Here is a 19,775-nt window from a genome sequence, read left to right on the forward strand (position 1 = left end):
CACCACCCAAACACAAAACCCGAAACTGATCAGTTCCGGGTTCTGTGTTGGAGTTTCGAGTCGTGAGTCGACCAGGCGTCGACCAGGCGTCGCTCAGTACACCAGCATCGCGGCCGGATCTTCCATCAGTTCCTTGACACGCACGAGGAACAGCACGGCCTGCTGTCCATCGATGATGCGGTGATCGTACGACAGCGCGATGTACATCATGGGCCGGATCTCCACCTTGCCATCAATGGCCACGGGGCGATCCTGGATCTTGTGCAGACCGAGAATGCCGACCTGCGGATAGTTGATGATGGGGGTCGAGACCAGTGAGCCGAACACGCCACCATTGGTGATGGTGAAGGTGCCGCCGGTGAGGTCATCCATGGACAGCTTGCCGTCGCGCGCCCGCTTGGCCACGGCGCCGATATCCTTGCCGATCTCCACCACGCTCTTCTGATCGGCGTCCTTGATGTTCGGCACCACGAGGCCCGCATCGCTGGCCACGGCAATGCCCATGTTCACATAGTGCTTGTACACGATGGTGTCGCCGTCGATCTGGGCGTTCACCACCGGGTAGGCCTTGAGCGCCAGCGTGGCGGCTTTGACGAAGAAGGGCATGAACGAGAGCTTGACGCCCTGCTCCTTCTCGACACGATCCTTGAGTCGCTCACGCAGGGCCGAGATGGCCGTCATGTCGATCTCATTGAACGTCGTCAGATGCGCGGTGGCGTGCTGCGACTGCAGCAGGTTCTCGGCAATGCGCTTGCGGCGCGTGGACATCTTTTCGCGGGTCTCGCGCTGCCCGGCACCAACAGCAGTCGCGGTAACTGCGGGAGCCTGGACGCCAGCAGCCGGCGCGACGGGAGCCCTTACCGCAGCAGCCTGGACGGCGGGGGCTGCCGCGGCGCTCATCACATCCGCCTTGCTCACCACGCCGCCGCGGCCCGTGCCCTGCACGTCGGCCGGGTTGATGCCCGTCTCAGTGGCCAGCCGGGCCGCGGCCGGCGACACCTTGGTTTCAGCAGCGGCAGGGGCCGCCGCAGGTGCAGTCGCCGCAGGTGCAGCCGCCGCAGGCGCCGCGGCAACCGCTCCCGACGCCCCGGCTTCCGGCGCTGCGGCTGCCGGCGTTCCCGCTCCCGCCGTTTGCTGTTGCAGTTCCCCGAGCACGTCGCCTACGGCCACCACGTCGCCCTCACCCTTGGCACGCGACGTCAGCACGCCCGCCTCGAGCGCCGGCACTTCGACCGTGATCTTGTCGGTTTCGAGCTCGACGAGCGCATCGCCCACGGCGACGGCGTCGCCCTCTTTCTTGAGCCAGCGCGAAACGGTCGCCTCGACGATCGATTCGCCAAGGGGGGGAACCTTGATGGACGACATACAGCAATTCCGTGGTGGGAGTCGACTGATCGGAACGAACCCGCAATATAGACAGAGGACCGGCGGGAATGGTCGGCCCTTGTAGATTCTGGAGCCGCGCATTGCGCCGTGGCGCGCCGTGTCATGGCTGTAGCTCGCGTTATGTCCCTCCCTTCCCCTCGCTCTCGCCCCGATGTCGCTGACATCCCCCCGAACGGCTGCTCCCATCGATGGCTGCCACCGCGCGCCTCGGTATCGTCTGCCGCTGCTGCTCACCGCGCTTGCCGTGACCGTTGGCACGGCCACCGGCTCTACGGCCTCCGCGCAGGGAGCGGGCCAGCCCACTCCAGTGACCGAGACTCCACTCGCCAAACCCAACGCCAGCATCGAGGGCCTCGAGGCCATTCGTGGGCTCCGCGAACTGGGCACCGGCCAACTGCTGGTGGTGAACGGCGCGCAGCTCGAAGTGGTGGATCTCGCCACCCGAAAGCGGACTGAGCGCGAACTCAAGACCACCGGTCCCGCCCCACGCGTGCTGCAGGGACTCTGGCGCTGGGTAGACGACTCGCTGGTCACCATCGACCCGCTGTCCGGTCGCTTCTTCATTGTGGACGGCAGCGGCAACGTGGCGCGCGAGCAGCGGGTCCGTCTTCCCAGTGGACCCATGCGCGGCCAGGGTGGCCCCGGCGGACCAGGTGGCCCACAGGGTGGCCCACAGGGTGGCCCACAGGGTGGCGGCATTACGGGCATTCGCGCCCTCGTCAGCCCCGAACTGGCGCTTGGCACTGGCCAACCCCCGCGCTCGCCGCTCACCGGTGCCGCGGCCGCCACGCAGGCCCCGCCGCGCGTCCCCATCCCCATCGTGCGCATCCGCCTGGCCTCGGCCAGCTTCGATACCGCCGCGCAACTCATGCCCGCCCAGGCGCCCAAGCCGCCGGTCATGGGCAGTGGCGGCAACTACAAGGTCTACGCCAACACCGCCGCGCTGCAGCCCGTCGATACCTGGGCCCCACTCTCCGACGGCACGGTCATGATTCTGCGTGCGGCCACGTACCGCGTGGATCTCATCGGCGTGGACGGCACCCGGGTGTCGCTGGGGCCCGTGCCCTTCACCTCCGTTCCCGTAACCGACGACGATCGCAAGCGCGTCATGGACGACAACAAGCGCAACGTGGAGGAAGCGCTGCGCAACAATCCGCGCCGCACGAGCATCTCCACCATTGCCGTCGAAGAGCCCTCCACCTGGCCCAACACACACCCGCCGTTTCGCGGCGACCTGGCGCCGGTCGTGGACCCCATCGACCGCGTGTGGGTCGTGACCCGCTGCGAGAAGGAGGCCAAGGCCCGCTGTTATGATGTCATTGATCGGGACGGCCAGCGCCAGGGTCGCGTGCGCCTTCCCGATCGCACGATCGTCGTGGGCTTCGGTGCGGTCTCACTCTACACCCTCGACGTGCAGAAGCCCGACAAGCCGGTGCTCCAGCGTCACCCTCTTCCGTTCTGACGTCATGTCCCTGTACCGCATGCGCGCGCTGACCTTTACCGAGCACGGTGGCCCGGAGCAGTTGGTCGTGCGCGATGACATCGCCATGCCCACCATCGACGCGGCCGACAGCGTGCGTGTCCGCCTCGTCGCGGCCGCGCTCAACCGGCTCGACCTCTGGGTGCTGGGCGGTATTCCCGGTTCCAAGGTCAAACCCGGCTGGCCGCTGGGTTCCGACGGCGCGGGCATCGTGGAGGCGGTGGGCAGCGGGGTGACACGCGTCAAACCCGGCGACCGTGTCATCATCAATCCGGGCGTGGCGGACCGCAGTTGCCAGTGTGAGTACTGCCGCGACGGCGATCAGCCCCTCTGTCTGAGCTACGGCATTCTGGGCGAGCATCTGCCCGGCACGCTGGCCGAGTACGTGGTGGTGCCCGAGGCCAATCTGCGCACCTTCCCTGACTGGTTGCCCTGGGAGACGGCAGCGGCCTTCCCGCTGGCCACGCTCACGGCCTGGCGCATGGTGGTCACGCGCGCCAAGGTGCGCGCCGGTGATCAGGTGCTCATCTGGGGCATTGGCGGTGGCGTGGCGCTGGCAGCGCTGCAGATCTGCAAGCATCTGGGCGCCACCGTGTGGGTCACCTCGTCCAGTCCCGAGAAGCTCGACAAGGCGCAGTTGCTCGGGGCCGACCACCTGCTCGATCATCGGCAGCCCGATGTGGGCAAGACCATTCGCGCCCGCACCGACAAGCGCGGCGTGGACGTGGTCATCGACTCCGTGGGTGAGGCCACCTGGGCGCAGTCGCTCACCGCGCTGGGCCGGCGTGGCCGCCTCGTGACCTGCGGGGGCACCAGCGGCCCCTTCGTGCAGGTGGACGTGCGTCGCATGTTCTGGAACCAGTGGACACTCATGGGCTCCACCATGGGCAACGACGCCGAATTCGGCACGATCAGCGATTTTTTCGATCACGGCTCGCTGCAGCCGCCGGTGGACTCGGTGTGGAGCCTCGACGAGGCGCAGGCGGCTTATGCGCGCCTCGCCTCGGGCCAGCAGTTCGGCAAGGTGGTCATTCGGCTGCGTGGGCAGGCCGGCGAGTTGGCGGGATGAGCGAGTGTACGGCATGAGCGAGTCGGCGCGCTACACCGCAGACGAAGAGCGTGCGCTCCGGGCGGCGGTTCAGCAGGGGGAACGCCCCGACTGCCCGCGCTGCGGCGTGCCCATGACCCAGCGGCCCATTGGCGGCGGGTCCTTTGGCCTGGGCTATCATCGCCAGCGCGAGTGGCTCCTGTGCCCCCAGTGCCGGCGCAGCGCGATCTTTGACGTGCGGCGCGGCACCCGGCTGTAGCCAGGGCGGAGCCGGAACCCCCTCTGTCCTCGTGACACAGGGCACTAAGTTTCCGGGACGTATCAATCCTCCATTCGTCAGGATCCCTTGTTTCAGCCGTCCGCCCCTGTCGGCGACTCGTCGTCGCTGTGGTTTGCCGATTCGCTGCGCATCGCACTCGCGGCCGCGCAGGACGTTTCGGGTGAATCGTCCGTCGCCAGCACGTTCACCGAACGCCTCGCACAAAGCTTCTCGCTGCTCGGCGAGTTTGTGCCGGCGCTCTTTGGTGCGCTCGTCATCCTCTTCGCCGGCTATTTGCTCGCCAAGGTGGTGGAGAAGGGCACCACGCGCCTGCTGCGCCGTGTGAAGTTCAATCAGTTGCTCGAGCGTGGTGGTGTGGTGCAGGCCGTGGAGCGTTCCGGCTCGCACCTCAATCCCGCCAAGGTACTGGCCAATCTGCTGTTCTGGGTCGTGATGTTCGCGGTGCTCATGATTGCCGCGAGCGCCATCGGTCTCGACTCGCTGGCCAATGTGTTCACGGAACTCGTGAGCTACATCCCGAGTGTCATCGCGGCCATCGTCATCATCATCCTCGGCATTGTGCTGGGTGGATTTGTCGGTGGACTCATCATGGCCTCGGCTGGCGGCCTGTACGGCGGCCCGTGGCTCGCGCGCATCGGGCGTGGTGGTGTGATTGTGCTCGCGGTGTTCATGGCGCTGCAGGAGTTGGGCATTGCCACGGACATCGTGACCACGGCCTTTGCCATTCTCTTCGGCGCTGTCGCGCTGGCCCTGTCGCTCTCCTTTGGCCTTGGCAATCGCGAACTGGCCGGACAGGTGACGCGCGAGTGGTACGAGCGCTATCAGGCGGAGCGTCGGGCCATCGATGCCGAAGCCGCGGCAGAAGAAGCGCAGGAACTGGCCGAACAGACGTCGGAAGAGGCCGAAGAGGCGGCAGAAGTTGCGGCGCAGTCGGCCAAGGCCGCCGCAAAGGCCGTAGCCAAGGCTGCTGCCGAGCAGTCGCGCACTGACGCGCAGGGCTCCGCCGCGCAGGGTACGGTGGCGTTGCTCGTGGTGTGTGGCCTGCTGCATTGGCCGTCGGCGCTCACGGCGCAGGCGGCGCCAGCCAAGAGCAGTCCGGCGGCGCAGAGCGATTCCGCGCGCGAGGCCCGCATTGAGCGTTCGCGCCTCGACGCGGAGACGGAGGCCGTGTACGGCCAGCTCAACGGGCTCCGTCGCAGCCTGCTTACGCGGGCGGACTGGGCGGAATTGGGCGACCGCTGCAACCCGGGGGCGCTGCGCGTGTTTTCGCGCGACACCACGCCGGAGCAGCGCGATTCCGTGCAGGCGATGGTGGAGCGCATGGAGTCCATCATCGTGAACCGCGGCGTTGGCGCGCGTCTCGACACGCCCGAAGCCCGTCGCCTGCTCCGCGTCATCGTGGGGTGGGAGGCCGGCGTCGACCGTCCCTTCTGGGACGAGCTCGAGCCGGCGGGGCGCGGTGCGGCCCGGCCGAAGCTGCGTGAGGCCGTGGCGACCGGCATGACGGGCGACGTGCCCGACCCGCAGGGACCGGGCTGTCTGCCGTCCCCGCTGGCGTCGGACACGGTGACCTTCGTGGTGCCAGGGTTCAGCGGTATGGACTTCCCCAAGGCCCCCAAGCCGCGCGTGAAGGCCTATTTCGGCCCGGAGGCCCAGCGCCACGCCCGGGACGAGTTCTATGCCGCCGTGGGTCGCACCAAGCCCGAGGCCGAGCTTGCCTACATGCTGGTGGCGCCGGTCGTCATCTGGCGGGACTACGCCCTGGTGGCGGTCCGCCGACCGGTGGAGCCGGGGGGCGTCATTCTCGACGCACCGGGCCGCGGCGGGGCGGTGTACCTCATGCGCCGGAACGGGACGGGAGCCGCCGCCGAATGGCGACTCGTCACCATTGTCCGTACCTGGGGCGCCTGAAACGGGCCAGCTCGGCAGTTAAATTTCAAGGCTACACCCCGATGGCCGCAGGGACCCGCCGGAAGACCGGCGCCACCCCCTGCCATCGGGTCCGCCAATGATTTCGTCCACGGCCACGCCGTCGGCTGCACCTCTCTTCCCGCCGTCCCATGACCGCACCGAACGCCCGCGAACGCATCCTGCCCCGCCTCATCGACGAGGAGGTCAAGGAATCGTTCATCAACTACTCCATGAGCGTCATCGTGTCGCGCGCGCTGCCGGACGTGCGCGATGGCCTCAAGCCCGTGCATCGCCGCGTGCTGTATGCGATGAACGAGCTCGGACTGTTGCCCGGGCGTGCGTACAAGAAATCGGCCACCGTGGTCGGCGACGTGCTCGGCAAGTATCACCCGCACGGCGACAGCAGTGTGTACGACGCGCTCGTGCGCATGGTGCAGGACTTCTCGCTGCGCTATCCGCTGGTGGACGGCCAGGGCAACTTCGGTTCCATGGACGGTGACGGCGCGGCCGCGTATCGCTACACCGAGGCGCGTCTGACGCGCATGGCCGTGGAGATGCTCAACGACATCGATCAGAACACGGTCGATTTCGCGCCCAACTTCGACGACCGGCTCGAAGAGCCGCGCGTGCTGCCGAGTGGCTTCCCCAACCTGCTGGTGAACGGCTCGTCCGGCATCGCGGTGGGCATGGCCACCAACATTCCGCCGCACAACCTCAAGGAAGTCATCAGCGCGGTGGTTGCGCTCATCGACAACCCCGAGCTCGACGGACCTTCCCTGCGCAAGCTCGTGAAGGGGCCTGACTTCCCCACGGGCGGTTACATCTACGGCCGTGCCGGCATTGCCGACTACCAGGACACGGGCCGCGGTCGCATCGTCATGCGCGCGCGTGCGGTCATCGAGGAGCGCGAGTCGAGCGGCAAGTCGCAGATCGTCGTCACCGAAGTGCCGTACCAGGTCAACAAGGCCAAGCTGGTGGCGGACATCGCCGAACTGGTGCGCGAGCAGAAGCTCACGGGCATCAGCGCGCTGCGCGACGAGTCCGACCGCGATGGCATCCGTGTGGTGGTGGAGCTCAAGCGCGACGCCATTCCGCGCGTGGTGCTCAACCAGCTGTACAAGCACACCGCCATGCAGAGCACCTTCGGTGTGATCATGCTGGCGCTGGTGCCCGATCCGAACACGCGGCAGCTCGTGCCCAAGGTGCTCACGCTCAAGCAGTGCCTGGAGCACTACATCGCGCACCGGCATGAAGTCATCGTGCGCCGCACGCAGTTCCAGCTCGACAAGGCGCTGGAGCGCGAGCACATCCTCGAGGGCCTCAAGATTGCCGTCGACAATATCGACGAGGTCATCAAGCTCATTCGTGCGGCCGAGGACACGCCCACGGCCAGTGCGCAGCTGCAGTCGCGCTTCGGACTGTCGGAGCGGCAGGCCGAGGCCATTCTCAACATGCGCCTGGCCAAGCTCACGGGCCTCGAGCGCGACAAGCTGGAAGAGGAACTGCGCGAGGTGCGCGCGGAAATCATCGAGCTGCGCGCCATCCTCGAGTCCAAGCCGCGCCGCATGGAAATCCTCAAGGGCGAGCTGCTCAAGCTGTCGGACACCTACGGCGACGAGCGCCGCACGGAGATCGTCAGCGACGAGGGCGAGTTCTCCATCGAGGATCTCATCGCCGAAGAGGAGATGGTCGTCACCATCTCCCACAAGGGCTACATCAAGCGTACGGCCGTGTCGCTGTACAAGCGGCAGGGACGCGGCGGGCGCGGCAAGAGCGGCGCGGATCTGCGCGAAGACGATTTCATCGAACGGCTGTACGTGGCCAGCACGCACACCTACCTGCTCATCTTCACCGATGACGGGCGCTGCTTCTGGCTCAAGGTGCACGAACTGCCGCAGTTGGGCCGGGCCACGCGTGGCAAGCCCATCGTGAACCTCATCAACGTCTCGCCGGACACGCGCATTCGCACCATCGTGCCGGTGCGGGAGTTCAGCGACACCGAGTTCCTGCTCTTCAGCACGCGCAACGGCACGGTCAAGAAGACGGCGCTGTCGCAGTACTCGAATCCGCGCAGCAACGGCATCAAGGCCATCAAGATCGAGGACGGCGATGCCCTGATGGACGTGCAGGTGACCAGCGGCAACAACGACGTGGTGCTGGCCACCAAGCATGGCTTGTCGGTGCGCTTCCACGAAAGCGATGTGCGCGAGATGGGCCGCGACACCACGGGCGTCAAGGGCATCGAACTGCGCCCGGCTGACGAGGTGGTGGGCATGGTCGTCATCAAGCGCGAGGCCACGCTGCTCGTGGTCACCGAGCGTGGACTCGGCAAGTGCAGCGAGGTGAGCGAATACCGCGTGCAGAAGCGCGGCGGCAAGGGCATCCTCACGCTCAACCGCACGCCCAAGACCGGTGACGTGGTGGCGCTCATGGAAGTCGTGCCCGAGGACGAGCTCATGCTCATGACCCGTCAGGGCATCGCCATCCGCAGCAAGGTGAGCGAGATTCGCGTCACCGGCCGCGCGGCGCAGGGGGTGCGACTGGTGGCGCTCGATGAGAACGACGTGGTCTCAGCCGTGGCCCGGGTCATTCCCGACGACAAGGATGACGGCGAGGGTGGGGCCGAAGACGCCAGCGGTGGGGACACCGCGGCGGAGAGCGGCGCGGAGAACGGCGGCGAGTAATCGTCGCCCAGAGCACCACAGGTCGTAGCAGGAAGGCAGTGGGGGTGGGCATTCCGTCCGCCCCTCGGGCTCTGGCGGAGAGGGGATGGCGACGTCGCGCATCCTGGTGGCTGACGATGACGAGGCGGTGCTCGAATCCGTGACCTGGTTGCTCCAGGAGAACGGATACGACGTCGTGCCCGCCAACGGCGGCGCCGCCTGTCTCGAGCAGCTCGAAAAGAAGTCGCCCGACCTGTTGCTGCTGGACATTCTCATGCCCGATGCCGACGGCTGTCAGTTGCTCGAGCGCATCAAGGGTGAAGAGCGCTGGCGCGACCTGCCGGTGCTCATGCTGTCGGCGCAGCCGCCCGAAGAAGCGTCGGTGCGCTCGCTGGGGCTGGGGGCGGCCGATTTCATTCGCAAGCCGTACCGGCCCAAGGAACTGCTGGCCCGCGTGCAGGCCCAGCTCCGCATGGGAGCGCTGCTGCGCTCCACACGCATGGCGCTGCTGCGCACCGAAGAGGCGCTGGTGCGTGCGCAGCAGGACGCTGACAGTCGCCGCAAGCTCGTGGACATTCTGCACGAGGTCACCGGCGATCTCTCGGTGTCCGAGCTCTTCCAGATTCTCGTGCGCCGCGCTGCGCGTGCCTTGGGCGTGTCGCACTGCAGCGTCGTGCTCGCGCGTCCCGGTGACTCACAGGCCGTGGTCGTGGCGGCGTATGAGAACCCGGGCATTCAGCACCTCACGGTGCAGCTCGATCGCTACCCTGAGCTCAAGGCCGCGCTGGAAAGTGGGCAGCCGGTGCTGGTGGAAGACCTCGATACGCATCCGCTCTACGATGGCGTGCGGCATGTGTGGGGCATTGAAGGTATCGAGGTGCCCATCAAGTCAGTCATCGCGCTGCCGTTCTCCATTGATCGCGGGCAGTACGGCGTGTTTCTCGTGCGTCGTCGCCGTGATCAGGAGCGCTTCTCGGCGGCCGATCTCGAGTTTGCGCAGGCCGTGGTCACGGCGGCCGTGGCCGTCATTCAGCGCGCGCAGATGGTGGAGAGCACCATGGCCGACAACGCGCGACTCGAGCAGCTCGCGCAGACCGACCCGCTCACGCAACTGCTCAACCGGCGCGCGCTCACCGAGCGCATCAACGCCGAAATGGAGCGTGCGCTGCGCTACGACAGCACCATGGCGCTGCTCATGATCGACCTCGACCACTTCAAGTCGGTCAACGACACCTACGGGCATCTGGTGGGTGACGATGTGCTGCGGGACGTGGCGCAGTTGCTGCACGACACCATCCGCACCAGTGACATCGTGGCGCGTTACGGCGGCGAGGAATTCCTCGTGCTGCTGCCGGAAACCGACGACGAGGGCGCCGAGTCGTTTGCCGAGCGCATCCGGGCGGCGGTGGAAGGCCACGGATTTGCCAGCGAGTCGCTGGCCGCGTCGCTGCGCCTCACGGCCTCGGTGGGTGTGGCCGTGTTCCCCGCCGCACGCATTGAAAGCGTGGAGGACCTGTTCTCACGCGCCGACGCCGCGCTGTATCGCGCCAAGGCCGACGGCCGCAACTGCGTGCGGATGTAGCCAGCGCTGTGGTCAGCGCAGCTGCTGATGCTCCACCTTGGTGCAGCGATCCTGTACCACCAGAATGCCGGCCCGTGCCAGCGCCTCGGCGGCGTCCTCATTGGCGATGCCGAGCTGCATCCACACCGCGCGCGGGCGCGCGGCGATGATCTCGTCCACATGCTGCGCCACGTCGGGTGAGCGACGGAACAGCACCACGAGATCGATGGGCCCCTCGATGGTGTGGAGTTCGCGATGCACCGGCTCGCCGAGGATCTCGGTGATGTCGGGGAAGTACACCGGCACCGGGATGATCTCGTAGCCGTGGGCCTGCAGGTACTGCGGCACGTAATACGCCGGTCCACCGGCGATTTCCGGCTTGATGCCGATGACGGCCACGCGTCGCGCCTGCTTCAGCACCGAGGCAATGGCCTCCGGCTCCTCGACAAGACGCTCCCGCCACGACGTGTCACCACCTGTTAGCTTCTCATCCACTCCCAGTATCTCCACACGTGCCTCCACTCATCGGAGTCAGCTGATGCGTTTGCTCGTCCTCGGCGCGGGACTGCAAGGTACCGCGTGCGCGTTCGATCTGCTCAATGTGTCCACCGTGACACAGGTGCTGCTGGCCGACGTGCGCGTCGGTCCCTTGCCCCCGTTTCTTGCAGCACATGCCGGACCGCGCCTCGAACAACTGGCGCTCGACGTGCGCAGCGACGATGCCGTGCGCGCCGTGTTCGCGCGCTGCGACGCCGTCCTCAGTGCCATCCCGTACTACTACAACGCCAATCTCGCGCGGCTTGCCGTGGAGATGGGCGTGCACTTCACCGATCTCGGTGGCAACACCGAAATCGTGCAGCAACAGAAGCAGCTCGATGCCGCGGCCCGCGCCAAGGGGGTAAGTGTGATCCCCGACACAGGGCTCGCGCCGGGCATGGTCAACGTCATCGCCCAGCATGGCATCGATCAGTTCGACACGGTGAACCGGGTCAAACTGTTCGTGGGCGGACTGCCGCAGGAACCCGAGCCGCCCCTGGGCTACCAGATCGCGTACTCCATCGAGGGCATGGTGGATTATTACACGACGCCGTCGCTGGTCGTGCGGGACGGCCGCCCCGCCCAGGTGCGCGCCTTGTCAGAGCGTGAGACCGTGCACTTTGGCGGTGACATTGGCGATCTCGAAGCCTTCCACACCGCCGGTGGGCTCAGCACCATGGTGTACCGGTATGCAGGGCAGATTCCCACCATGGAGTACAAGACGCTGCGCTACCCCGGGCACGCGCACATCATGGAAGCCATTCGCGACCTCGGTCTGCTGGACACGACGGCCGTGGACGTGAAGGGGCAGCAGGTCGTGCCGCGCGATGTGTTCGTGAAGGTGGCCGGCGATCACCTGCGCAAGGGCAAGCCGGACCTGGTTGCGCTGCGCGTGGAAGTGACGGGCACGAAGGACGGCACACACGCCACGCGCGCCTGGCAGGTCATCGACCGCTACGACGCCGCGCATGGCATTTCCGCCATGATGCGCACGACCGGTTACACGCTGTCCATCACGGGGCAATTGCAGGCCGGCGGTGACATTGCACCGGGCGTGCATACGCCGGATGAGTGTGTGCCGGCGGAGCGGTATTTCAGGATGCTGGGGGAGAGAGGGATTGGGGTGAGGGAGGTGTGAGCGTGGGGAGCTCGACTCTCATTTCGCATGTCCCGTTTCTCACGTCGCAATTCCCGTTTCGCGATCCACAGCTCTGAGCCGTGCGCTGTGGGCTGTGGGTGACAGTGGTGCATTTTGCGGCATCGCGTTCTCCGATGCACCGGAGCCCGGGGGCCATGATCGCGCCGATCTGATGGATCGCGCGATCTGGCCGACAAACCACCCTCACTCACAGCCCATAGCCCACCGCCCACGGCTGCGGATGGCGAACCCCGACCCCGACCGCAGTTACGAGGTCCTGAACTCCCCAATCATCCCCCTCACCCTCACCGACGCCGTCTGCAGCACTTCCGCCGTCGCGCTCACCTCCTCAGCCGACGCCGAAGTCTCCTCGGTGCTCGCCGCGACCTCTTCCGCCGACGCGGCATGACTCTCCGCCGTGTCGCGCGCGGTCGTCAGCGCCTTCTGCACCGTCTGCAGCGACTCCCGGTTGCTCTCCACGGCCTGCGTGACCCGCGCCGTCGCCGTCTCCACCTGTGAGACCGCGTGCTCGATGCGCGCCAGCGCCGATCCGACCGCTTCGGCCACCGTCTCCACGTCACGCAGCCGCGTCGCGCCACTCTCCACGGCCGTGGACGCGCTGGCAATCCGGCTGCGAATGCGTTTCACGTTGTCCGTGACCTGATTGGCCGCCGCCGCACTCTGCTCGGCCAGCACGCGGACCTCCTGCGCCACCACCGCAAACCCGCGCCCGGCTTGCCCGGCACGCGCCGCCTCGATGGCCGCATTGAGTGCCAGCAGGTTGGTCTGCGACGCAATCTCCGAAATCACACTCACGAAGTCGTCGATCACGCTGGTCGCATCGCGCAGCGACATCATCTCCTGACGCGACGCCGTCACGACTTCGCGGGCGCCGAGCAGCGTATCCACCGCCACCTGCACCTGATCGCGCGCCGAGTTGGTGGTGCCGCGAATCTCCCGGCCCACGCGATCGGTCTCTTCCGCGGCTTCGCCAATGGTCGCGCCGGCTTCGGCCAGCGTCTTCACCGATTCGCTCGCATGATTGAGCGCCGAGAGCTGCATGACCGCACCGTGGGAGATATCCATGACGGCGGTGGTGACATGCTGCGTGGACGCGGCTGCGGCCTGCGCCGATGCCGACAACTCGCTCGACGCCAGCGTGACCTGATCAGCTTCTTCGCGCACACGCGACAACAGCAGGCGCAGCCGCTCACGGGCCTGACGCATGGCCTCAATGAGCTCGGCGTACTCCCGCGCCACCGCGTTGCCGGAGGCCGAATTCGCGCTGCCGCCGTACGCCGCCTCGAGTGGCTCGCGCAGATCGCCGGCCCCAATGGCCATCATCTGGTTACGCAGCGCTTCGAGCGGATGCGTGACGGCGCGTGCCGTCGAGAGACCGAAGAACGCCGCCACGCCAAACGCGGCCGCCACCACCATGGCCAGACTGGCCTCGGCGCGCGTGAGCTTCTCCCGCATGCGATCCATGGAGCCTGAGGCGCCGTTGCGGGCCGATACGCGCAGCAGCTGCAGCGCCTTCTCGATGCTTTCGATGTCCTGCCGCGTGGCGCCCAGCACCCGGTCCGCCTCCGCGCCCTGATCCGTGGCCTGCCAGGCGCGCGTCACGGCAATGCGGACTTCGAGTGCGCTCTGCAGTCGACCGATCTCCTCCAAATGCCGCCGCTCTTCGGCGTTCAGCATGCCCTGCGCGAGCGCTTCCTCGCGCAGTGTCTCGGCATCGACCACCAGGTCGCGATAGGCCGCTTCGTCCTCACTGCGACCCGTATTGAGAAAGCGCAGACCGGCCACGAGTTCGCGCATGACCGTGTTGGTGGCGCGCTCCACGAACTCCGAACGACTGGCCAATTCGCTTACGGTGCGTTCCGCGTCGCGATTGGTGGTGGAGAGCCCGTACCACCCAAGCAATCCGGCCACGAGCAACAGCGTGAGCGATGTACCAAAGCCGGCAATGAGTCGCGCGCGAATGGTGGACAGCAAACGGAAGCGCTTCACGGCGTCGAGCCTCCCACCGAGGGCGTCGCTGCCGTGACACGTGTGATGACCACCGAGCGGCCCTTGATGTCGTGCTTCTCGTCAAAGGCAATGCGTCCTGCCACACCATCCACCGATGGCGCGCCGTTGCCGATCTTCTCAAGCGCCTGACGCAGCGACCCGCGTGTGCGCGCGCCCGCGGCCACCGTACGGCCAATCACCAGCGCGGCGTCGTACGAGAGCGCCGCAAACATGTCGGGATCCTGCTGATACTTGGCCCGATACTTGGGCAGGAACTCCATGGCTTCCTTGCTCGTCGCGCGCTCGGCGCGGAAGAACGCCACATAGCGTGCGCCAACAGCGTCGGCGTTACTGCTCATGGTTTCCGTGCCGTCGCCGCCCACAAAGGGCGCCGTCACATTGCGCGCCTTGAGCGCACGAATGAGGGCCAGCGCATCGTCGCCATCACCCGGAAACAGCACGACGTCGGGCTCGAGTTTGGCAATCAGCGCCGCGTAGGCTTCCCACTCCACCACGCCATTCAGGTACGGGTCGCGCATGACCACATCGCCAAACCCCTCCGAGAAGGTGCGCGCGAAGGTGGCCGACCAGTCACGGCCATAGGAGTCATTGCGATACACGATGGCCGCGCGGCGCGCGCCCAGAGAATCGAGCACCCAGCGGGCGGCGTCGCGCGCCACCTCGGCGTCACTCGGTGCCACACGAAAGAACCAGGGACTGATGCCGGTGAGCCGAGGCGACGAGGCCGTGGGCGACACGGCCACCACCCCATTGGCCCCCGCATGCTCGGCATCGGCGTAGATGGGCATCACCTCCACCGTGTTGCCGCTTTCCGGATGACCGACCACCGCAATGACCGAGGGGTCGTCGCGCAATTGCTGGGCGACGCGCACGGCCGATGTGGCCACGCTGTCGGGCAGGCGCACGGTAAAGCGCGTGCCCCCCGCGCCGCCGGTCTCGTTCAGGCGTGCCACGGCCATTTCCACGCCGCGCACGACCTGCTCATAACCGGGACTGCCGGGAATGGCCCCGACGCCAATGGCGAGGCCGGTTCCAGTGGACGGACCGCGCGAGCAGCCCGACAGGGCCAGCGCCACGGTCACCGCGACCAGTTGGCGTGTCGAATTGATGGCAAAGGGCAGGAGTCTCACGCTGCGTAGACGACCGGAGGCAGGAGGCGGAAACGACGGCTCACGCCAAGGTTGTCGGCATGTCTTGGCAGTGAGTCGAATCCTGCAGTTTCCTAGGGAAAAACCGGCAAAACTGCACATGGCAGTTACTTTGTCATGCAAAAGTCAGGTCACCCCCGACGTTTTTGCCCGGAATTCCTTGCGGGGTCTGGAAGCGTCCGTTTAGCTTCGCTTTCGTAGTCCTACCCTCAGCTGCCAACCCGGTCGGGCCATCGCGCAAACGATGTCGCCCGGGATGGCCGCCTCCAAACACTCCCTCAGGAACCGGCATGGTTGGCACGTTCCGCCCGCGGAGACTGGCTTCCGCCGCGCTGCTGGGCGCTCTGGCCCTCGGACTCGCTGCGTGTGGCGGCGAGTATCCGAATTCGACGTTCAATCACACCACCGACTTCAACGCGGATATCGACGCGTTGTGGGACAAGCTGCTCTTCTGGGGCACCATTGTCTTCATCGGTGTTGAAGCGGCGCTCGTGTACACGATCTTCCGCTTCCGCCAGCGCGCGGGAGCCGGCAAGCCGAAACAGGTACACGGCAACACGGCCCTGGAAATCACGTGGACGGCCATCCCGGCCGTCATCCTGATTTTCATCGCCATCCCCACGGTCCGCACGATCTTCAAGACCCAGGCCAAGGCGGCGCCCGACGCGCTGCAGGTCGAGGTCATTGGCCATCAGTGGTGGTGGGAGTTCAAGTACCCGCAGCTGGGCATCACCACGGCCAACGAGCTGTACCTGCCCAATGGCCGCACGGTCAGCTTCCAGCTCAAGACGATCGACGTGTTGCACTCCTTCTGGATTCCCCAGCTGGGTGGCAAGCGCGATCTGATCTCGAACCGCACCAACTACCTCTGGTTCACGCCCAACGCCGATCTGCCGTCTTCGGCGTGGAACGGCTTCTGCGCCGAGTTCTGTGGCCCGTCACACGCCAACATGCGCTTCCGCGTGTTCACCGTGACGCCGCAGGAATTCGAGCAGTGGGCCGCGCACCAGAAGCAGAACGCCATCTTCCCGGCTGCTGTGCCGGCGCCGGCGCTGCCCACGGGCACGGCCGCCGCGAGCGGTGCCGCTGCTGGCGCTACGCCGGTCGTGCTGGCCTCCAACACGGGCGCGCAGCCGGCCACACCGGCCCCTGCGGCCGACGTGCAGCCCGCCGTACCGGTTTGGACCTTCCCCAAGGAGAAGGTCGAAGGCGAATTCAAGCACATCATCCCCACGGCCAAGCTGCCCACCACGATCTCGTTCGATGAGTCGCTGCTGGCGCAGGGTGATGCCGAGCGGGGACGGGACAAGTACAGCAAGTCCACCTGCATTGGCTGTCACGCCATCGGTGGCACGCCGTTCAACATGGCCAATATCGGGCCGAACCTCACGCATGTCGGGTCGCGCTACACCATCGGCGCCGGCCTGTATCCGAACGATGCCAAGCATCTCGCCTACTGGATCAAGAGTGCGGGCCACATGAAGCCCGGCAGTCTCATGCCCACCATGGGTAAGGGCCTCACCGATCCAGTGCGCAAGAACGTCGTCAACGTCGGTGGTCTGACCGACGCCGACATTGCGGACATCGTCGCGTACCTGCAGGCTCTCAAGTAATCCCGTCTCCGACCGACTGACCAAACGACACGATGGCAACCATCGCTGCCGCGCCCCCGTACACCCAGGCCAAGGCCGCACCCGCTGATACCGGGTTGTGGTCCTGGCTCACCACGGTGGACCACAAGCGCATCGGGGCGCTCTATCTCATCACCGGCCTGTTCTTCTTCGTGGTCGGTGGACTCGAAGCCGCCGTCATCCGTGCCCAGCTGGCCGTGCCGAACGCCAACGTCGTTTCGGCCGACATGTACAACCAGCTGTTCACGATGCACGGCACGACGATGATCTTCCTCGCCGTCATGCCTCTCTCGGCGGCGTTCTTCAACTTCCTGATCCCGCTGCAGATCGGCGCGCGTGACGTGGCCTTCCCGCGTCTGAACGCCTTCTCGTACTGGATCTACCTGCTGGGCGGCATCTACATCACGGTGCCCATCTTCTTCTCGGTGGCGCCGGACGGTGGCTGGTTCGGTTACGCGCCGCTGAGCACGAAGGCGTACTCGCCGCAGATCAACATGGATTTCTGGGTGCTCGGCCTCCAGATCCTGGGTATCTCGTCGCTGGCCGCCGGCTTCAACTTCATCACCACGATCATCAACATGCGGGCGCCCGGCATGTCGCTCATGCGCATGCCGATCTTCACCTGGATGTCGTTCGTGGTGCAGTTCCTTGTGGTGCTGGCCTTCCCCGTCATCACCATCGCGCTCGTGTTCCTGCAGTTCGACCGGTTCTTCGGCACGAACTTCTACACGGTCGCCAAGGGTGCCGACCCGCTGCTCTGGCAGCATCTGTTCTGGGTCTTCGGCCACCCCGAGGTGTACATCCTCATTCTGCCCGCCTTCGGTCTCGTGTCCGAAGTGCTGCCGACGTTTTCGCGCAAGCCGCTGTTCGGGTACCCCGTCATGGTGTACTCCGGCATCCTGATCGGCTTCCTCGGCTTCGGCGTGTGGGCGCACCACATGTTCTCGGTCGGCATGGGTCCCATCGCCGACTCGGTGTTCTCGCTGGCCACGATGCTGATCGCCATCCCCACGGGCGTGAAGATCTTCAACTGGATGGCGACCATGTGGGGCGGCCAGATCCGCTTCACGGTGGCCATGAAGTTCGCCATCGCGCTCGTCGGCATGTTCACCATCGGCGGTATCTCGGGCGTGATGCACAGCTCGCCGCCGGCCGACCTGCAGCAGACGGACACGTACTTCATCGTCGCGCACTTCCATTACGTGCTCTTCGGCGGCTCGGTGTTCGGTCTGTTCGCCGGCATGTACTACTACTTCCCGAAGATCACGGGCCGCTTCCTCTCCGAGAAGCTTGGCAACTGGCACTTCTGGGTGTCGTTCATCGGCATGAACCTCACGTTCTTCCCGATGCACTTCAGCGGCCTGCTCGGCATGCCGCGCCGCTACTACCAGTACGACGCGGGGCAGGGCATCGAGTTGTTCAACATGGCCTCCTCGATCGGCACGCTGATCCTCATCATCGGCACGCTGTTTGGCCTGATCAACGTGTTCAAGAGCTGGAAGGGCGGAAAGCTGGCCTCCAGCAACCCCTGGGGCGCGGCCACCATCGAGTGGTCCATCCCCTCGCCGCCGCCCGAGTACAACTTCGCCGAGCTGCCGCAGATCAAGTCGCGCTATCCCCTCTGGAACATGAAGGAGGGTGAGCCGCTCGTGCACGAGACGACGTACGAGGAAGAGAAGGATCTGCACATTCCGACGACGAAGGAAACGGGCATCGTCATGCCGAATCCGTCGATCTGGCCGCTCATCACGGCCACCGGCATCGTCGTGATGTTCTGCGGTCTCATGTTCATGGAGAAGAGCGCCCCCCTGGCCATCGCCATCATGATCGGTGGCACCGCATGGTGGGTCGGCTCGCTGTACAAGTGGCTGCTCACGCCGCTCGAGGATCACCACTAAGATGACCGCCAACTCCGCAACCGCCGCGCACGGCGACGGCCACGCCCACGGCGGCGGCCATCACTACACCTCGCTCGGCCTCGACAACCGCAAGATCGCCATTTGGACCTTCATCGGGTCCGAGTGCATGCTCTTTGCCTCGCTGATCTCCACGTACCTCGTGTACAAGGGGCGCAGCCCGGCCGGTCCGTATCCGCACGAGGCCTGGACCAACCCGGCCACGGGTGAGGTCTTCAAGCCAATCCTCAACATCCCCGTCACGTCGGCGTCGACGTTCGTGCTGCTCATGTCGTCGCTGGCCATGGTGCTGGCGCTGGCGGCGGTGCAGAACAAGAACCTGCCGAAGCACACGCTGGGCGAGCGCATCCTGGGCTCGTCCAAGCTGTGGCTGTGGATGACGGCGCTGCTGGGCATCACCTTCCTTGGCTTCCAGGCCTACGAGTTCACCTCGTTCGTGCACGAAGGCCTGAGCATCCGCACCAACCTGTTCGGCTCGAGCTTCTTCACGCTCACCGGCTTCCATGGTGCGCACGTGACGGCCGGTGTGCTGTGGCTGTTCACGCTGCTCGCCATCGACTACAAGCGCGGGCTCACGCCCGCCGATTCACTGCTCGTCGACATCTGCGCGCTGTACTGGCACTTCGTCGACGTGGTGTGGATCGCGATCTTCACGCTGCTCTACCTGATCAAGTGAGGAGCTGATGGCCGACCACGCACACGCGCACGACGCGCACGCGCAACACGAGGAGCACCCGACCTGGTCCACGTACTGGAAGGTCGCGCTCATCCTCACGATCATCACGGCCGTCGAAGTGTCGGCCTACTACATCCCGGCCTGGGAAAACAGCTGGGTGTATGTGCCGAGCATGCTGATCATGTCGGCGGTGAAGTTTGTGATCGTCGTGATGTACTACATGCATCTCAAGTACGACCACAAGCTGTTCCGCGCGCTGTTCACGGGACCGCTGATTGTCGCATCGCTCACGCTGATCGGGCTGCTGTTCCTGTTCAGCAAGCTGGTGTTGCGGTTGGGGATTATTATTAACTCGGCCAACATTTAGTT

The 19,775-nt window shown here is 66.0% G+C and carries 15 protein-coding genes; 11 read left to right on the top strand and 4 right to left on the bottom strand.

All coding sequences use genetic code 11. The features are described from left to right. Nucleotides 1–93 precede the first annotated feature (93 nt). The gene (gene odhB / locus B2747_RS15485) at nucleotides 94–1,365 is read right to left on the bottom strand and encodes a 2-oxoglutarate dehydrogenase complex dihydrolipoyllysine-residue succinyltransferase (protein WP_291162912.1); all 1,272 of its coding nucleotides are present in this window, start codon (nucleotides 1,363–1,365) and stop codon (nucleotides 94–96) included. A 172-nt stretch (nucleotides 1,366–1,537) separates the two neighbouring features. Between odhB and B2747_RS15490 the strand changes: the two genes are divergently transcribed. The 6 genes from B2747_RS15490 to B2747_RS15515 all read left to right on the top strand — a co-directional run bounded on the left by B2747_RS15490 (nucleotide 1,538) and on the right by B2747_RS15515 (nucleotide 10,350). Beyond that, a complete protein-coding gene (locus B2747_RS15490) occupies nucleotides 1,538–2,848 on the top strand; it encodes a hypothetical protein (protein ID WP_291162915.1) in 1,311 nt (436 codons plus the stop codon). Nucleotides 2,849–2,852: 4 nt separating this feature from the next. After that, complete coding sequence (locus tag B2747_RS15495; protein ID WP_291162918.1) at nucleotides 2,853–3,935, top strand: zinc-binding dehydrogenase; 1,083 nt, start codon at nucleotides 2,853–2,855, stop codon at nucleotides 3,933–3,935. 13 nt (nucleotides 3,936–3,948) lie between these two features. Beyond that, nucleotides 3,949–4,173, top strand: coding sequence for a hypothetical protein (locus B2747_RS15500; RefSeq protein ID WP_291162921.1), 225 nt, complete (start codon nucleotides 3,949–3,951; stop codon nucleotides 4,171–4,173). A gap of 87 nt (nucleotides 4,174–4,260) precedes the next feature. Continuing rightward, a complete protein-coding gene (locus B2747_RS15505) occupies nucleotides 4,261–6,105 on the top strand; it encodes a mechanosensitive ion channel family protein (protein WP_291162923.1) in 1,845 nt (614 codons plus the stop codon). Nucleotides 6,106–6,254: 149 nt separating this feature from the next. After that, nucleotides 6,255–8,789 carry a DNA gyrase subunit A gene (gyrA, locus tag B2747_RS15510; RefSeq protein ID WP_291162925.1) on the top strand — a complete coding sequence of 845 codons (2,535 nt, stop codon included), beginning with the start codon at nucleotides 6,255–6,257 and terminating at the stop codon, nucleotides 8,787–8,789. 85 nt (nucleotides 8,790–8,874) lie between these two features. Continuing rightward, complete coding sequence (locus B2747_RS15515) at nucleotides 8,875–10,350, top strand: diguanylate cyclase (RefSeq protein WP_291162928.1); 1,476 nt, start codon at nucleotides 8,875–8,877, stop codon at nucleotides 10,348–10,350. 12 nt (nucleotides 10,351–10,362) lie between these two features. Here the strand turns inward: B2747_RS15515 and B2747_RS15520 are convergent, their stop codons facing one another. After that, a complete protein-coding gene (locus B2747_RS15520; RefSeq protein WP_291162931.1) occupies nucleotides 10,363–10,839 on the bottom strand; it encodes a CoA-binding protein in 477 nt (158 codons plus the stop codon). Between the two features lie 28 nt (nucleotides 10,840–10,867). Here B2747_RS15520 and B2747_RS15525 point away from each other — a divergent pair, with 28 nt between their 5' ends. Further along, complete coding sequence (locus tag B2747_RS15525; RefSeq protein WP_291162933.1) at nucleotides 10,868–12,004, top strand: saccharopine dehydrogenase family protein; 1,137 nt, start codon at nucleotides 10,868–10,870, stop codon at nucleotides 12,002–12,004. A gap of 267 nt (nucleotides 12,005–12,271) precedes the next feature. On the opposite strand, the gene B2747_RS15530 is transcribed toward B2747_RS15525, so the two are convergent. Continuing rightward, nucleotides 12,272–14,014 carry a methyl-accepting chemotaxis protein gene (locus tag B2747_RS15530; RefSeq protein WP_291162935.1) on the bottom strand — a complete coding sequence of 581 codons (1,743 nt, stop codon included), beginning with the start codon at nucleotides 14,012–14,014 and terminating at the stop codon, nucleotides 12,272–12,274. Next, the gene (locus B2747_RS15535) at nucleotides 14,011–15,165 is read right to left on the bottom strand and encodes an ABC transporter substrate-binding protein (RefSeq protein WP_291162937.1); all 1,155 of its coding nucleotides are present in this window, start codon (nucleotides 15,163–15,165) and stop codon (nucleotides 14,011–14,013) included. The genes B2747_RS15530 and B2747_RS15535 overlap by 4 nt, the downstream gene beginning before the upstream one ends. A 308-nt stretch (nucleotides 15,166–15,473) precedes the next feature. On the opposite strand from B2747_RS15535, the gene coxB reads away from it, so the two are divergent. Genes coxB through B2747_RS15555 form a run of 4 tightly spaced genes read left to right on the top strand, consistent with a single transcriptional unit; the run spans nucleotide 15,474 to nucleotide 19,773 of the window. Continuing rightward, nucleotides 15,474–16,796 (top strand): cytochrome c oxidase subunit II, encoded by a 1,323-nt coding sequence (gene coxB, locus B2747_RS15540; RefSeq protein WP_291162940.1) that lies wholly within the window; start codon nucleotides 15,474–15,476, stop codon nucleotides 16,794–16,796. Nucleotides 16,797–16,828: 32 nt separating this feature from the next. After that, nucleotides 16,829–18,712, top strand: a complete 1,884-nt coding sequence (gene ctaD / locus B2747_RS15545) for a cytochrome c oxidase subunit I (protein WP_291162942.1) — start codon at nucleotides 16,829–16,831, stop codon at nucleotides 18,710–18,712. Nucleotide 18,713: 1 nt separating this feature from the next. Then, nucleotides 18,714–19,406 (top strand): cytochrome c oxidase subunit 3, encoded by a 693-nt coding sequence (locus tag B2747_RS15550; protein WP_291162944.1) that lies wholly within the window; start codon nucleotides 18,714–18,716, stop codon nucleotides 19,404–19,406. A 7-nt stretch (nucleotides 19,407–19,413) separates the two neighbouring features. After that, nucleotides 19,414–19,773, top strand: a complete 360-nt coding sequence (locus tag B2747_RS15555) for a cytochrome C oxidase subunit IV family protein (RefSeq protein ID WP_291162946.1) — start codon at nucleotides 19,414–19,416, stop codon at nucleotides 19,771–19,773. Nucleotides 19,774–19,775: the final 2 nt, after the last annotated feature.

This window comes from Gemmatimonas sp. UBA7669 (genome assembly GCF_002483225.1).
Lineage (GTDB): Bacteria > Gemmatimonadota > Gemmatimonadetes > Gemmatimonadales > Gemmatimonadaceae > Gemmatimonas.